The following is a 14683-nucleotide window of genomic DNA, read 5'->3' as shown; positions in this document are numbered from 1 at the left end:
CCTCTAATTATCATGACTAAATCTAAGGAATCCGGCTTAAATTCTCTTCTAAAAATAGATTATGAAGATGATAATAAAATTTGGCTTACCAATAGTCTGACCCTTCGAAAGATTATTGGTATCATGGGAATGGCTTTGCCTTTACTGTTATTTGGAGTCCTGTATCTTGACAATGGCTTACAATATCCTTTAGAATCTATCAGCCATTATTACTATACCCGTGCTGGCAGTATTTTTGTAATTGTTTTGAGCCTCCTCGCCTTTTTTCTGATTGTTTACAAGGGCAAAGAGCCTGCTGACTTTTATATTTCGTTATCTGCAGGAATTTTTGCCTTACTGGCCGTTTTGTTTCCTACTAGTAATATTACGGATATATGCGGAGATCCTGCAAAAAAATATGCAGTTACTATATTACCAGTAAGCAATTTCAGAATGTATTTTCATTATACCATGGCAGCATTATTTTTTATTTGCCTATCGTATATGTGCTTTTTTTTATTTACAAAATCAAATATGGAGCCTAGTAAAAGAGGAAGTAAAAAAATCCTCCGAAACCGAATTTACAGAATTTGTGCTGTACTTATGTTTTTGGCAATATTGGTTCCGTTTGCCGGCTTACTAAAAATAATTCCTTCCTACTATTTTTCAAAGTATCCACTAACATTTTGGATGGAAACGCTGGCAGTTGAAAGCTTCGGTTTTGCATGGTTAGTTAAAGGAGAAACCCTTTTTAAAGATCATAACTGACAACAATTGTTTTCAAAATAAAAACAACTTGAAAAACACTATAAAAAAAAGAGGCTCGATTCTGAATCAAGCCTCTTTCTGTTTAAACTGCTATTGCAGGTATTTGCTCCGGAATGCAAAGCTCCAGCAGTTCGTCTTTATATTGTTTTAACTGCTTTTCTATAGTTTGTCTGCTTTTTTCAAACCAGTTATTAGATGCGATTAAAGACTGATAATATTCAATTCCTTCATTCAGATTAGTTTTGAAAGCTTTCAGTTTTTTTGTCTGTGCTGCTGTGATTTGTTCTGAAAATTCATTGATTTCATTTTTCAGATAATCCATGTACATTTTCAATTCGTTGATAATAACATTCGGACGCTCCTTATTTCCAAGAACAGAAGCATTTCCATAAATATGTTTTACCATATCCGAAAGCGAAACTTCTTTGTCAAAATAGGCCAAATTTGGACCTGGACAGATAACAACTCCCTGCTGCTGTCCTTTTATTTTCAAATTGTTTTCAAGATAAGAAGCATTTGCCAAACCTACGCAAAGACACGATTTCTCTGTAATACTGTTTTTTCTTCTGTCAAAAGCTTCTTGGGTTAATGAATCTTTTTCAGTATTCAATTCTTCCAGTTTTAAATCTTGGTACGTTTTAGATGCCGGACACATTCCTTTTGGACCGTATTCTTTGCTCAAAGCCAAGAATTTCTTCGGGCAGGAACTTCCCGCTTTTTCTTCCTGAATTCTCTTTTGTTTAAAAAACTCATTCGTTGTCCCTTTCACCGCATTGAACGGAATTCCAAGAGGCGAAATATGACTTAAATAAAAATCGTCTTCTTTTGCTTTTTCTAATAATGCTCTAGTTTCGGCATCAACAGAAGTGGCTTCGGGAACTAATAAAAAAGGTGAACCCCAGCCCACAGAATCTACTTGATAATGTTCTAGTAAAAAGTCATGTTCTTCGGCGGTACCAACACCGCCCTGAACTGTGATTTTTAGTTCTAATGGAGTTTCTGGAACATACAGTCCTTTTATTTCCAAAGCTTTCACCATCAGCTCGTGAGCCGATTGGATTAACTGTTCTTTCTTTTGTTTGAATTCTTCCAAAATTGGTCCCAGCAAGTATCCGTCGGTAGCAAAAGCGTGTCCACCGCAGTTTAACCCTGATTCAATTCGATATTCTGAAACCCAAAGTCCTTTTTTGGCCAGGAAATTTCCCTGAATCATTGCCGAACGAAAATCGCTCACTTTAAGGATAATTTTCTTTTGCAGTTTATTATCAGTATTCGGATAAAAAACCGGGAAATTTTCAAAATAAGCGTACAATCTCGGATTCATTCCCGCAGAAAGCACCACTGATGAAGACAGATTACTGTTTGCAAAACCGCGAAGTGAAGCATGAGCATCATTAAACTCAACTGGTAACTGCTTGTCTTTTATGAAATTATCTTTATCGACTTTGGTCATGATATTCACATCAATTTCACCTGGAGAAAGATTTTCTTCGATGTATTTTTTGATGGTATCCTTGAAAGTAATTCCTTCATCAATAAAATTCTGCAGCCCTTTTTTGATCTCCGATTTATTAGGAAGCATCGCGATGTAATTTTCCAAAGCCTGCTTGCTTTCTGTCAGTTCTACTTTGAATTTTTCGAATTTGTCTTTAACGATAGTATCCATCAGATTCAAATAGGAAGTAACACGTTCAGCACGATAATCATGGATCTTTTCTGTGATTTCCTGATACGGCATTTTGAATTTTTCGCTGTAAAAAGCGTTCATTCTTTCAATCAAATCATCATCTATAATTGATACTACAGATGAAATTCCATACTGTGCAACACGAATTGGACTATCAATCGTATAGGCCAGTCCCATCACAGGAATATGAAAATTATGCAGTTGTTTTTTAGCGTTCATAAATGTAAATATTTGGTTTAAAACTTTGTGCAAATATCACAATACTCATCCGCTTAAAACCTGATAAATATCATGTTCAAATGAAACATATCCCTTTAAATTTGCCAGTTGCAAAAACCTGAAAAGCTGTTTTTTTTAACAAAAACATTTTTTTTGAATGGTTTAGAAAGCTTGCGGAAACGTGCAGCTTCAAAGTTTTACCTTATATTTGCATAGAATTAATCTCAATTAAAAAAACACCATTAAAGTTTTTAAAAAATGAAAAGTCTTAAAGAGCGTATATTGGAATTAAAAAAAGAGAAAAATGCGGTAATTCTAGCGCATTATTATCAAGAATCCGATATACAGGATGTGGCAGATTATGTTGGGGACAGCTTGGGATTATCTCAGGAAGCGATGAAAGTAGATGCCGATATTATTCTTTTTGCAGGAGTTCATTTTATGGCCGAAACTGCCAAAATATTAAACCCTGCCAAAAAAGTAATTCTTCCGGATCTGAAAGCAGGCTGTTCACTAGCCGAATCATGTCCCCCAGAAGATTTCAAAAAATTTACCGAAGCACATCCCGATCATATCGTTATCACTTATGTAAACTGCTCTGCCGAAGTAAAAGCGCTGACAGACATTGTAGTAACTTCATCCAATGCCGTTAAAATAGTGGAATCTATTCCAAAAGACAAACCAATTATTTTTGCTCCGGATAAAAATTTAGGAAAATATGTAATGGAACAAACAGGCAGAAAAATGCTGCTTTGGGATGGTTCCTGCGTAGTTCACGAAGCTTTTTCACTTGACAAACTGGTGGCTTTATACAAACAAAATCCAGACGCTCAAATCATTGCGCATCCAGAATCGGAAACACATATATTGAAAACTGCCAATTACATCGGTTCTACCGCAGGAATGATTAATTATGTAAAAACCAATCCAAGCAGCAAATTTATTGTAGCCACTGAAGCGGGTATTTTACACAAAATGAAACAGGAAGTTCCTAATAAGATATTGATTCCGGCACCTTCAAACGAAGACAACACCTGCGCCTGCAGTGAATGCGGGTACATGAAAATGAATACATTACAAAAAGTGTACGACTGTTTATTGAATGAAACTCCCGAAGTTAATGTTCCCGATGACATTAGAGAAAAAGCATTAATCCCTATCGAACGCATGCTCGAATTATCTTAATAATGATCACAGCCAATTATTTAATTATAGGTTCAGGAGTTGCAGGTCTGACATTTGCCTTAAAAATGGCCAACCGTTTTCCTGAGAGAACCATCACCATTATCACCAAAGCAAACGCAGACGAGTCCAATACTAAATACGCTCAAGGCGGTATCGCTATTGTTACCGACAAGACTGAAGATTCGTATCAAAAACATATCGAAGACACTCTGATTTGCGGAGACGGATTGTGTGACGAAGCCGTAGTTAAAATGGTTGTTACTGAAGGCCCAAAACGATTAAAAGAACTTATCGAATGGGGAGCCCAATTTGATAGAAATGCCAAAGGTACTTTTGATTTAGGAAAAGAAGGAGGTCATTCTGAAAACAGAGTTGTGCATCACAAAGACCAAACCGGCCATGAGATACAGCGTGCCATTTTGGAACAGGTAATGCAAAAAGAAAATATAAATGTTCTCGATCATCATTTTGCTCTGGAATTGATTACGCAAGATCACCGCTGTATAGGAGCTTATGCTTTGGATGAAAAAACAAATGAAGTAATCACATATCAATCTGATTTTACTTTACTGGCCACTGGCGGTATCGGACATCTATACGGACATACCACCAACCCAGTCATAGCAACAGGAGATGGAATCGCAATGGCGTATCGTGCCAATGCGAGAATACAGGATATGGAGTTTATCCAGTTTCATCCAACAGCTTTATACGATGATTCTCCAGGATCCAAATTTTTAATATCCGAAGCTGTCCGTGGTTTTGGTGCTCATTTAAGAACCAAAAAAGGCGAATTATTTATGCTGAATTATGACTCAAGAGGCGATTTGGCATCAAGAGATATTGTTTCGCAGAGCATTGATTTGGAACTTAAAAAATCGGGTGATGAATGTGTGTATTTAGACTGCACACATTTGGATATGGAAGGATTCAAAAACCATTTCCCAATGATTTACAACCACTGCAAAAAAGTGGGAATTGATCTTGAAAAAGAATGGATTCCGGTTGTTCCTGCCCAGCATTATTTATGTGGCGGCATTGTGGTAGACAGCAACGGAAAAACCTCAATAGAGAATTTATTTGCCTGCGGCGAATGTTCCCGAACAGGATTACACGGCGCTAACAGACTGGCTTCAAACTCACTTTTAGAAGCTTTGGTTTACTCGGATAAAATATATCATTACTTGGCAGAAAATCCTTTTATCACTTCAAAAACTGCCAGCATTATTTCTGAATGGCCTAACCAGTCTAAAGATAAAATTGCTCCCGAATATATCGCACAAACCAAAGCAAAATTACAATTGTTAATGCGTCAGAATGCGGGAATCGTACGATTTGAATCGGATTTATTACTGGCAAAAAATGTTCTTAAAAATCTGCAGAACGAAATTGATGACAAAATAAAAAATCATTTGGTCTGCAAGGATTTATATGAATTACATAATATGATCGATATTGGAAACCTAATCGTTCAGCAATCCATCGACCGAAACGGCAATTGTGGCGGATTTGTAAAATATGAATCTAAAGACATTAAATAATTAGCATTAAAAATAAATTATCAAACTCCCTCGACAAAATAGCTGAGGGAGTTTTTAGTTTAATTTAAAAATGGAATGCTCTGCTGTTTATCTAATACTATAATCCAACATATAACTTTTCTTCTCGACGATAATATCCGCTGAGAATACTAATGCATTATTCTTGATAATTTTTCTTTCTTTCCATTTCTTCTTTTATTCTTTTGTTGATATCCACTTTGGCACCCCGCAAAACATAAATCGAAATTTCTGGCTCTCTAGCAAACTTATTAATCCTTTTACCTGCCAAATAAACGGTGTCAAAAATTGGAATTTCTCTTTTCCTTTCTTTATCATCATCATTATCTTCTTTTACCAAAATAATGTCTTTAATTTCTTTATCCAAAGGAATCCAATTAACATAATCGGCATTGAAGGAATGAGCGATTACTTTTTTATTTTTAGTATAATAATTGATAGCACCGGTCTGTCCGTAATTATCACAGAGAATTAAGGTATGTTCCAAATCCGGCAATGTTCCGGCAACAGAATCTACTTTCACGGCCAATTCTTTCCATCCTACCATATCGGCAAAATCCTGCTGAAGTATATGCTCTGTTCCATCTTCCCAGCGATGCAGTCCGTATTTTTGAAATTCTTTGGCATGACTCACAATGTATTGCGGACTTTTATTTGGAAAATCAACTTTATACATTGGAATAAAAATCAACATAGGAATTACAATTAAAACTAAAAATAAATACCTTTTCCAGCCATTTTTTAATTGTTCTTCTAAAAAGACAGCACCAAAGGCAATATAAATAGGATATAACCCAATAGCATAATAATCTTTGGCTTTGAAATACATAAAAACGGCTAGTGTAAAAAGTAAAGACCAAAAGAAAAATTTGTATTTCTCAAATGGTTTGTAGAATAATAAGGCTAATAATCCCGAAACAATAACAAAAAAAGAGCCGATAAAAAAGAACAATTGTGATTTTAAAAATCCTAACCGATCAACATAAACTAACTGAGTATCTGCCAATTCTTTTAAATGATGAATAACAGGTAAACTGTTTTGAATCTGCCAATAAATATTCGGTGCAATAAGTAACAATCCTAAAATCAATGCCAAGTAAAATTTGGGCTGAGCAAAGATTTTTCTCTGTTTCGTCACTAACAATCCGGGAATCAAACCAATGAATAGAAAGCCAATATTATACTTATTTAAAAAACCTAAAGCAAAAACGACAGCTCCAATGAAAAGCCATTTGGTATTATCAGAATTGATGTATTTTATTAAGACAAAATACAAAGTCGTCCAGCACAAAACATCAAAAGAATTAGGCTGATATAAGGTGTTTAATCGCAAAAGAGACGAAAGCAGCACACAAACAGCTCCCAATATTAAGGCAGGCAGCTTACCTTTTAATTCCTCAATTGCTTTCCAAACCACAACTAAAGTCATTGCGCCAAACAAAGCGGGAAAAAATTTCACCCAAAAAACCGAATTCCCTAAAAGATAAATAATATAGGAAATCCAGGAAGTAAACGGTGGTACCGATAGATATCCCCAGGTCAAATGATGGCCTTGATCTAAGTGCAAATATTCATCTCGTTGTAAATCGTAGTCGGAGCTTATTAATGAATATTGTAAAACAAATTTGAATAAAACGAAGCCAAGTAGTAATAATATTTTTTTGGTCATGATATAAGTTAGTTATCGATTAGGATAATATTCATTTTCGATATTTCAAGCTCGTAAATATAAAAGATATTGCAATAAAATCTTTTATTAACATCAATATTATATAGAATTATATTACAAAACTAAATTTTCACCAAAAGGGCAAAAAAACTTATTGAATAACTTGTCGAAATATTGGTTGTTTGCCAAAAAAGAAAAACAAATTTTCTTCGAACAGATAGCATACAGACACTACTTCTCTTAATCTTTATTACCAACTATTTCAAAATAATTAAGAATGGCTTTGTAATTATCTTGAGCGGTTAGACAAGTATCCAAAAGGTATTCTTTTACATTATTCCATTCCTGCAAACCTCTATAATAAAATAATTTTAAATCTTCATCAATGATAAATGGCACAATATTGTTTGCCAAACATTCTTTAAACATAATCAATCGTCCCACACGGCCATTACCATCCTGAAAGGGGTGAATAATTTCAAACTGATAATGAAAATCAATAATATCTTCTAGAGATTTCTTCTCAATTTTATAATACTCAGAAAGCAGTTCTTTCATTTTAACAGCGACCTCTTTAGGCAAACAAGTTTCATTTCCTCCAACTTCATTGGGAAGCTTTTTGTATTCACCGACATTAAACCAATCTTTACCACTATCAGAAGTACCCGATTTCAATAAAAAATGTAATTCCTTGATAAATGATTCTGTCAATTTTGCTTTAGCTTTATCAATTATCAGGTCAATGCAACGGAAGTGATTTGAGGTCTCAATAATATCATCTACATTAATAGCTTCTTTAGAAATGCCAATCGTATTCGTTTCAAAAATATATCGGGTTTGATCGTGACTAAGTTTACTCCCTTCAATGCGGTTGGAATTATAAGTGAGATCAATCTGTGTACGATGATAAATCCCTCCCTTAAGCTTCATATCCTTTTGCTCTTTCAGGTGATTCAGCAAAATATTGTTACTGAATTTTTTCTTTTTCTCCTTTTCAGGCAAAACAGCATCTTCGGGAATATTCCAGGTTTTGCCTGTCTGGAAAGCACCTTTTATTTTACTGGAAGCACAATAATGACGCACAGTCCTTTCAGACAAACTCCATTTTTTTGCAAACACATTTACAGAAATATACCTCATCGCTTTGTTTAAACTTGCCGTTATCGGCAAATATACAACAAAAAACATCTTTAAAAACTTTACTTTTTTGCCGGTAACGGCAAAAAAACACTCTTTCTAATTCCCTTTGTACTGCGAACCTTGAATAACTCCCCTTTTTTCGATCGTGGAGTCGATATAATGCTGGATTTCGGTTTTTTTGAGTCCCCAATTTGGGGCGATGAGCAAGTCCCAATCGGAGATCCCGAAGAGGCGCTGAATAACAATATCAGGTCGCAAGAGCGGAATTAACTCACAAAGCAAATCAGTGTATTGTTCCAAAGTGAAGAGCGGAAAAGGGTTTCGCTTATAATGTACGCCCATAATCGAGCCTTCGACGATGTGCAAGTGATGGAATTTAACGAATTTTATTTGCGGAAAACGGTTGATTTCATTGATGTAGTTGAGCATCATTTCGCGGGTTTCCCACGGAAATCCAAAAACGGTATGCACGCACAAATCGATTGGGCTGTCTTTTAATAGCTCCACTGCAGTAATGAATTCGGCGTGGGTACAGCCTCTATTTATTTTCAACAGTGTTTCGTCATACATCGATTCCATTCCCATTTCGAGATCAACATCAAAACGGTCGCAATAACTTTCGAGTAAAGCCACTTTTTCGGCATCGATGCAATCAGGACGCGTCCCCACCGAAAACCCAACAACCTCATCAGGATTGAAGGCTAAAGCACGGTCGTAAATCGTTTTTAAATAATTGACATTGGCGTACGTATTCGTATTCGGCTGAAAATAAACTATGAATTGATCCGCTTTATATGATTTTTTGGCGCGCTCCATCCCCTGAAGCAATTGCTCCTCAATTGTCGGCGCTTTTCGGGAAATATCCGGTGTGAAGGAATCGACATTACAATAGGTACAACCTCCGTAACCCTTAAGTCCGTCGCGGTTGGGACAGCTAAAATTACCATCGACAATTACCTTGAAAACTTTTTTTCCATTGTATTTCTCACGGAGATGTGTCCCGTAATTGTTATAACCTTTCTTTCCGGATTCTTTTTCTGCATTCATTTCGCAAAGGTATCCACGATTATATGGCGCAGAAATGACTTTTGTCAGGTATTTTGGAGCAGAAAGATTTGTTATTTTCAGAGAAATTCCTCCCGCTCCGTTACAATCTTGCGTGCCGAACCCCGGCACACAAGGATTTCTACTGCAATCGGGGCTAAAAATCAATATTTTATTTTCATAATTCGTTTTTCTTTGCGTCTTAGCGACTCCTTACGAACCCAATTTCTCGCAAAGACGCTAAGGCGCAAAGTCCTTGCCTATAAAATTAATCCTTTCTATCTGCGTTAATCAGCGAAAATCTGCGTGCCACTGTTTCTCACTCAGATTTCGCAGATTTTTTTTTAGAAATTCATTAAAAACCTTACTCAATAGACTTTGTGAATCTTTGTGAAATAATACTACCCTCCAATCTTAATCATGCTCCTGTTTTTCGAAAAAAGAAGCGGATCTTGGAATTTAGCATCATTATCCATTCCGCCACGCATGGCGAATTTGAATTTTATATTTTGAAAAATAAGCGGTTCTATTGATTCCCCTGCTCGCAAGGTATCGAGCAAAGAAGTTTCAGTATTCGAAAACAGACAATTTTTCAATTTTCCATCGGCGGTCAAACGGATACGATTACACGTACTGCAAAACGGATTCGTAACCGAACTGATTACCGAAAAACTCCCTTGGTAACCTTCAATTTTATGATTTTTGGAGGTATCATTTGGTCTGTCCTGCAAACGGTTTACATTAGATTTACCATAAAAATCATTCACTTGTGAAAGTATTTCGGCATAGCTTACCAATTTTTCCTTATTCCATCGATTACCGTCAAAAGGCATAAACTCTATAAACCGAATCTGAATATTTCGTTCTTTGGTCAATTCAATAAAATCAACAATTTCGTTGTCATTAAATCCTTTGACAACAACGACATTCAGTTTTACTTTAAAGCCGTTTCTTTCGAGCAAATCAATATTTTCAATGACTTTCTCAAAATAATTACGACGGGTGATTTCGTTGAATTTGTCTTGTTTCAAACTGTCGATACTCACGTTCAGAGTGGTAATTCCGGCTTCTTTGAAAGTATCTATAAATTCGTGAACTAGGATTCCGTTGGTCGTCAAAGTCAGTTCTACGCCAAGTTTTCCTAATTCTTCAATAATTTTTTTGGCATCTTTTCGGACCAAAGGCTCACCTCCTGTCAATCGGATTTTGTTGACGCCAAGTTTTACGAAAGTCTGCGCAATGGTAACAATCTCCTCTGCAGTCATCAGATGCGCTTTTGGTGTAAGCGCAATCCCCTCGGCAGGCATACAATACGTACATCTCAAATTACAATGTTCTGTAATCGAAATGCGAAGGTAATTGTGTACCCTTCCGTGGTCGTCCTGCATTGGATTTTTGCTATTTTCCATGGTTGAAACCATTTAGTATTTTAAATAAATGCAACACCGAAGGAAAAACGGCATCCATCGATTCACTTGCTCCCGCTGTCGATCCTGGCAAAGCCATAATCAGCGTGTTTCCTTTGAAACCAACAACGCTTCGGGATAACATCGCATAAGGCGTTCTGTCTTGTCCATAAGAACGAATCGCTTCCTCAATCCCCGGAATGCAACGGTCAAGCATTGGAATAATCGCTTCGGGAGTTACATCACGATTGGACAAACCTGTTCCGCCGGTTAGAATAATCAAATCTTTATTGCCGGAACATAATTTGGTAATCGTTTCCTGAATATCAGCAACCTCATCCGGAATTACCGTATAATTGGAAACCGTCATTCCCATCTTTTTAACTTTATCCGAAATTACTTTTCCGGCTCTGTCTTCTTTTTTTCCACTGGCAACACTGTCCGAGCAAACGATCACCGCCACCGATAAATCAAGATTTTCTTTTACTCCATAATCGGATTTTCCACCTTTTTTATGAAGCAGTTTTATAGTCGAAATTTCGACTTGTTTGTCTATGGGTTTTAGCATATCGTACATGGTCAAAGCCACTATCGAAGCACCGTGCATCGCCTCGACCTCAACTCCTGTTCTGTAAATTGCTTTAACGGTTACTTTTATCAACACTGAATCATCGAGCAATTCGTATTCAATCCCTGTAAATTCTATCGGCATCGGGTGACAGTCGGGAATCGAATTTGAAGTGTTTTTTACCGCAAATAACCCGGCAGTTCTAGCGACTTCCAATACATCTCCTTTTGGAACTGTTTTATTTACAATTGCCTGCATCGTTTCAGGCGAACCTACTTTTACAATGGCCTGAGCAGTTGCAGTGCGCTGGGTAATTATTTTATGGGTGATATCTACCATTTAGATTTCAGATTTTTGATTAATGATTTTATTTCACAAAGATTCGCAAAGGATCCGCAAAGCCTCGCAAAGTTTTATTTTTTCTTTGTGTATCTCTGTGTTTTTTTAGAGTTACTTTGCGAAACAGCTTAACTATTTACTTTCCAAGTATAACTTTCGTCATCAAAAATTTCTTTTCCGAAAATCGCTGTTTTCTCTTTTATTTCTTCCACCAAAAACTCCAAAGCTTCGTAAACCACTTTTCGTCTTGGTGCCGAGACAAAGACAAACAAACAGACTTCCCCCGTCTTTACCAATCCCAAACTGTGGTAAATATGCAGGCAGGTCAAATCATATTTGGAGAAAGCCGATTCCCGAATTTCGTAAAACGTTTGTTCTGCCATTTCTTCATAGGCGGTATATTCAATTGCGGTTACCGTTTTGCCTTCAATGACATCGGCACGGACCTGACCTAAAAAAATGTTATGGGCGCCAATTGTGGTTTTACTTTGGTGTTTGGCTATCGAATTCCCTATGAACTCGGAGGTTATTTGTCCTTGAATAAAAGAACTTTTTTTTGGTTTATCTGTTGACATATTTTTGTTATTGGGCCACGGATGACACGGATTGAACGGATTTCCGTCGATTATTTTTTTAATTATCTGTGACATCTATAGCCTATTTTTATTTTTTTGATATTGTTATTGAAATTGTCATTGAATTTTGCATTATCATTGCTATTCTATTTGATTTTTAAGGGATGCAATTCCTCTTGCTAAATGAAAAACTCCAATAAACCCAGAGTTTTGCAGATAATTCATCGCCTGTTGGCTACGCTGGCCTGTTTGGCAGAACAGTACAATTTCCTGATTTTTATTTAATTTCTTACTATACTCTTCCAATTCACTCAAAGGAATCCGAATCACATTATCTTTCTTCAACTCGGGCAATTCATCTGATTCACGGACATCAATAATAACCATTCCCAACTGATTGCATTTTTCTAGAAAAGCATCAGGACTTAAGTTTTCATTTGCTTTTTTACGATTCAAAAGCAGACTTCCATTGATAAATCCTTTTTCGATTGCTTTTGGATTTCTGGCGAAATCAATGGTTTGAGTCTGAAAATTCAAGGCATCGTAAATCAGTAATTTTCCCGATAATACTGTACCAATTTCAAGTATTATTTTAAGTACTTCGGTAGCTTGAAGCGTACCTAAGGTATTTGGCAAAACCCCCAAAACACCTGATTCTGTACAATTTGGAACCGCTTTCAGACTTTCCTGCTCCGGAAACAAACAGCGGTAACTTGGCCCATTTTTATAATTAAACACCGAAACCTGCCCTTCAAATTTATGAATAGAGGCATAAACAACCGGAATTTTTTTGGCTACAGCCAAATCATTTATCAGATAACGGACAGCCAATGTATCAGTGCAATCCACAATGATTTCGTAATCATTTACAATTTGGATTGCATTTTGTGTCGTGAAAAACTCTGAAAAAGCAGTAACATTAATCTCTGGATTCAACTCCAAAACCACTTTTTTTGCTGTTTCTGCTTTGCTTTTTCCACAGTCTTTTAAAGTATATAATAATTGTCTGTGCAGATTGGTTTCATCCACGACATCCCCATCGACAATTCCAATAGTTCCAACTCCTGCACCTGCCAAGTTTTGAAGCACTGGACAACCCAAACCTCCCGCACCAATTACCAAAACGCGGGCGTCTTGCAATTTTTGCTGACCAGTTTCTCCAATTTCAGGGAGGATAATCTGTCTGTTATAGCGTTTGGCGTTTATCATTTTATTTTTAAAACTTTTTTGGAAACATATAAGTCATATAAGTTTTTTCTACCTGAAATCTAAATTCTAAAATCTGCAATCTTAAATCCTTATCCTCCCGCAAAAGGCGGTAAAAAGGCAATCACATCCTGATCTTTTATTTTGTTTTGCAAATCACTCATCGTCTGGTTGACCGCAATGGTGTAAGCTGTATTTTGCATATTTTGATAACTGCTTTCAATTTTTGACTTTAATGCAGAAACCGAAATAGTCTCTTCATCAAAAGTGAATTGCTCCTCTCTCAATTTCGTAATATCGGCGAGTGACCCAAAATATTTTAGCGTAATGGTCATTTGATTAAATTTTGATATTCTTCTTTTGTGTTTATATTTTGCACTTGATTGCTCCATTTTTCAGGAATTTCAATAGTGCGGTGTTTTACATCTTCGATTGCCTGCTTTAATTTCAATTTATTTCCTGCTATCTGCTCGCCAAAAACAATTTTCATCGAGCGGTCGTAGACTGCAATCAGCGGACTGGTTTTGTCTCCGATTGCAGTTTGTGTAACCATATCTGTTTCGTTGTGGTTTTCTAAAAGCCATTGCAGTAATTCGGTTGTTACGAGTGGTACATCGACACTTATAACCAGATTTACTTTTGTTTTGGATTCTTTCAGACCTGTGTAAAGTCCGCCCACTGGGCCTTTATTTTCAATAATGTCTTCGACTCTTGAAAAACCTAATTTATCGTATTCTTTGTTGGCAGAAACAATCAAGATATTCGAGCCTACGATAGGCTGCAGAGTATCGCAAATGTGCTGGATGAATGTTTTTCCGTTCCAGTCCAATAAGCCTTTATCGGTTCCCATTCGCTGGCTTTTTCCTCCGGCCAAAAGTATTGCTGTGATTTTGTTTTCCATAAACTAATTATAACGAATGTTTCTTGAGTTCGGCATCCAAAAATTCCCAACAGGCCACATTGATTTTTTCAAAAGACGCGATAAGCGATTTCCCATAAGGAGTAATAACAGTACCTCCGCCTTTATTTCCGCCCACTTGGGTTGCAATTAAGGGCTCTTTGGAAGCTTTATTCGAAGCGTCGATTAATTTCCACGCTTTTTGATACGAAATATTCATTTCCTTCGCCGCTTTGTTGAGCGAACCCGTAGCTTCAATCTGTTTTAGCAAATGAATACGCCCTTCGCTAATGAGAATTCCCTCATCGGTTTCTATCCAGATTTTGCTCTTGATTTTCAAAGTCAGTCTTTTTCGTTATACTTTTACAAATATAACGAAATCTGTTTTTCAAAAAAATATAAAAACGGCTTTATGATATATTTTTTGTTATAAAAAAAGAT

General features: G+C 36.4%; 14 protein-coding genes. 3 read left to right on the top strand and 11 right to left on the bottom strand.

The features are described 5' to 3' along the window. The first annotated feature begins 12 nt into the window (after positions 1 to 12). Positions 13 to 747, top strand: a complete 735-nt coding sequence (locus IRZ80_RS06365; protein WP_228520824.1) for a hypothetical protein — start codon at positions 13 to 15, stop codon at positions 745 to 747. A gap of 82 nt (positions 748 to 829) precedes the next feature. On the opposite strand, the gene IRZ80_RS06360 is transcribed toward IRZ80_RS06365, so the two are convergent. Next, positions 830 to 2653: a hypothetical protein gene (locus IRZ80_RS06360; protein WP_194640724.1), complete on the bottom strand. Its 1824-nt coding sequence runs from the start codon at positions 2651 to 2653 to the stop codon at positions 830 to 832. Positions 2654 to 2911: 258 nt separating this feature from the next. Here IRZ80_RS06360 and nadA point away from each other — a divergent pair, with 258 nt between their 5' ends. Continuing rightward, a complete protein-coding gene (gene nadA / locus IRZ80_RS06355) occupies positions 2912 to 3838 on the top strand; it encodes a quinolinate synthase NadA (RefSeq protein WP_194640723.1) in 927 nt (308 codons plus the stop codon). Between the two features lie 2 nt (positions 3839 to 3840). Continuing rightward, a complete protein-coding gene (gene nadB / locus IRZ80_RS06350; RefSeq protein ID WP_194640722.1) occupies positions 3841 to 5379 on the top strand; it encodes an L-aspartate oxidase in 1539 nt (512 codons plus the stop codon). A gap of 157 nt (positions 5380 to 5536) precedes the next feature. Here nadB and IRZ80_RS06345 read toward each other — a convergent pair whose 3' ends face one another. The 10 genes from IRZ80_RS06345 to IRZ80_RS06300 form a co-directional block, all read right to left on the bottom strand. After that, positions 5537 to 7066, bottom strand: a complete 1530-nt coding sequence (locus IRZ80_RS06345; protein WP_194640721.1) for an ArnT family glycosyltransferase — start codon at positions 7064 to 7066, stop codon at positions 5537 to 5539. 240 nt (positions 7067 to 7306) lie between these two features. Next, on the bottom strand, positions 7307 to 8254 hold the full coding sequence (locus IRZ80_RS06340; protein ID WP_228520823.1) for a Fic family protein: 948 nt from the start codon (positions 8252 to 8254) through the stop codon (positions 7307 to 7309). Positions 8255 to 8302: 48 nt separating this feature from the next. After that, positions 8303 to 9382: a TIGR01212 family radical SAM protein gene (locus tag IRZ80_RS06335; RefSeq protein ID WP_317174740.1), complete on the bottom strand. Its 1080-nt coding sequence runs from the start codon at positions 9380 to 9382 to the stop codon at positions 8303 to 8305. 269 nt (positions 9383 to 9651) lie between these two features. Further along, positions 9652 to 10659: a GTP 3',8-cyclase MoaA gene (gene moaA, locus IRZ80_RS06330; RefSeq protein WP_194640720.1), complete on the bottom strand. Its 1008-nt coding sequence runs from the start codon at positions 10657 to 10659 to the stop codon at positions 9652 to 9654. Then, positions 10649 to 11563: a bifunctional molybdenum cofactor biosynthesis protein MoaC/MoaB gene (gene moaCB / locus IRZ80_RS06325; RefSeq protein ID WP_194640719.1), complete on the bottom strand. Its 915-nt coding sequence runs from the start codon at positions 11561 to 11563 to the stop codon at positions 10649 to 10651. The genes moaA and moaCB overlap by 11 nt, the downstream gene beginning before the upstream one ends. A gap of 128 nt (positions 11564 to 11691) precedes the next feature. Further along, positions 11692 to 12138, bottom strand: a complete 447-nt coding sequence (locus IRZ80_RS06320) for a molybdenum cofactor biosynthesis protein MoaE (RefSeq protein ID WP_194640891.1) — start codon at positions 12136 to 12138, stop codon at positions 11692 to 11694. 141 nt (positions 12139 to 12279) lie between these two features. After that, positions 12280 to 13347, bottom strand: a complete 1068-nt coding sequence (locus IRZ80_RS06315; RefSeq protein ID WP_194640718.1) for a ThiF family adenylyltransferase — start codon at positions 13345 to 13347, stop codon at positions 12280 to 12282. A gap of 89 nt (positions 13348 to 13436) precedes the next feature. Then, complete coding sequence (locus tag IRZ80_RS06310) at positions 13437 to 13679, bottom strand: MoaD/ThiS family protein (RefSeq protein ID WP_194640717.1); 243 nt, start codon at positions 13677 to 13679, stop codon at positions 13437 to 13439. Beyond that, positions 13676 to 14245 (bottom strand): molybdenum cofactor guanylyltransferase, encoded by a 570-nt coding sequence (locus IRZ80_RS06305; protein ID WP_194640716.1) that lies wholly within the window; start codon positions 14243 to 14245, stop codon positions 13676 to 13678. The genes IRZ80_RS06310 and IRZ80_RS06305 overlap by 4 nt, the downstream gene beginning before the upstream one ends. A gap of 7 nt (positions 14246 to 14252) precedes the next feature. Then, positions 14253 to 14582 (bottom strand): winged helix-turn-helix domain-containing protein, encoded by a 330-nt coding sequence (locus tag IRZ80_RS06300; protein ID WP_228520822.1) that lies wholly within the window; start codon positions 14580 to 14582, stop codon positions 14253 to 14255. Positions 14583 to 14683: the final 101 nt, after the last annotated feature.

It is taken from the genome of Flavobacterium sp. HJJ (assembly GCF_015351475.1).
GTDB lineage: Bacteria > Bacteroidota > Bacteroidia > Flavobacteriales > Flavobacteriaceae > Flavobacterium > Flavobacterium marginilacus.
The sequence above is the reverse complement of the archived record's forward strand: the minus strand, read 5'-3'. Positions and strand labels throughout refer to the sequence as shown.

Coding starts and splice junctions, on each gene's coding strand:
- IRZ80_RS06365 (WP_228520824.1), top strand. CDS start 13: ATGACTAAATCTAAGGAATCCGGCTTAAATTCTCTTCTAAAAATAGAT.
- IRZ80_RS06360 (WP_194640724.1), bottom strand. CDS start 2,653: ATGAACGCTAAAAAACAACTGCATAATTTTCATATTCCTGTGATGGGA.
- nadA (WP_194640723.1), top strand. CDS start 2,912: ATGAAAAGTCTTAAAGAGCGTATATTGGAATTAAAAAAAGAGAAAAAT.
- nadB (WP_194640722.1), top strand. CDS start 3,841: ATGATCACAGCCAATTATTTAATTATAGGTTCAGGAGTTGCAGGTCTG.
- IRZ80_RS06345 (WP_194640721.1), bottom strand. CDS start 7,066: ATGACCAAAAAAATATTATTACTACTTGGCTTCGTTTTATTCAAATTT.
- IRZ80_RS06340 (WP_228520823.1), bottom strand. CDS start 8,254: ATGTTTTTTGTTGTATATTTGCCGATAACGGCAAGTTTAAACAAAGCG.
- moaA (WP_194640720.1), bottom strand. CDS start 10,659: ATGGAAAATAGCAAAAATCCAATGCAGGACGACCACGGAAGGGTACAC.
- moaCB (WP_194640719.1), bottom strand. CDS start 11,563: ATGGTAGATATCACCCATAAAATAATTACCCAGCGCACTGCAACTGCT.
- IRZ80_RS06320 (WP_194640891.1), bottom strand. CDS start 12,138: ATGTCAACAGATAAACCAAAAAAAAGTTCTTTTATTCAAGGACAAATA.
- IRZ80_RS06315 (WP_194640718.1), bottom strand. CDS start 13,347: ATGATAAACGCCAAACGCTATAACAGACAGATTATCCTCCCTGAAATT.
- IRZ80_RS06310 (WP_194640717.1), bottom strand. CDS start 13,679: ATGACCATTACGCTAAAATATTTTGGGTCACTCGCCGATATTACGAAA.
- IRZ80_RS06305 (WP_194640716.1), bottom strand. CDS start 14,245: ATGGAAAACAAAATCACAGCAATACTTTTGGCCGGAGGAAAAAGCCAG.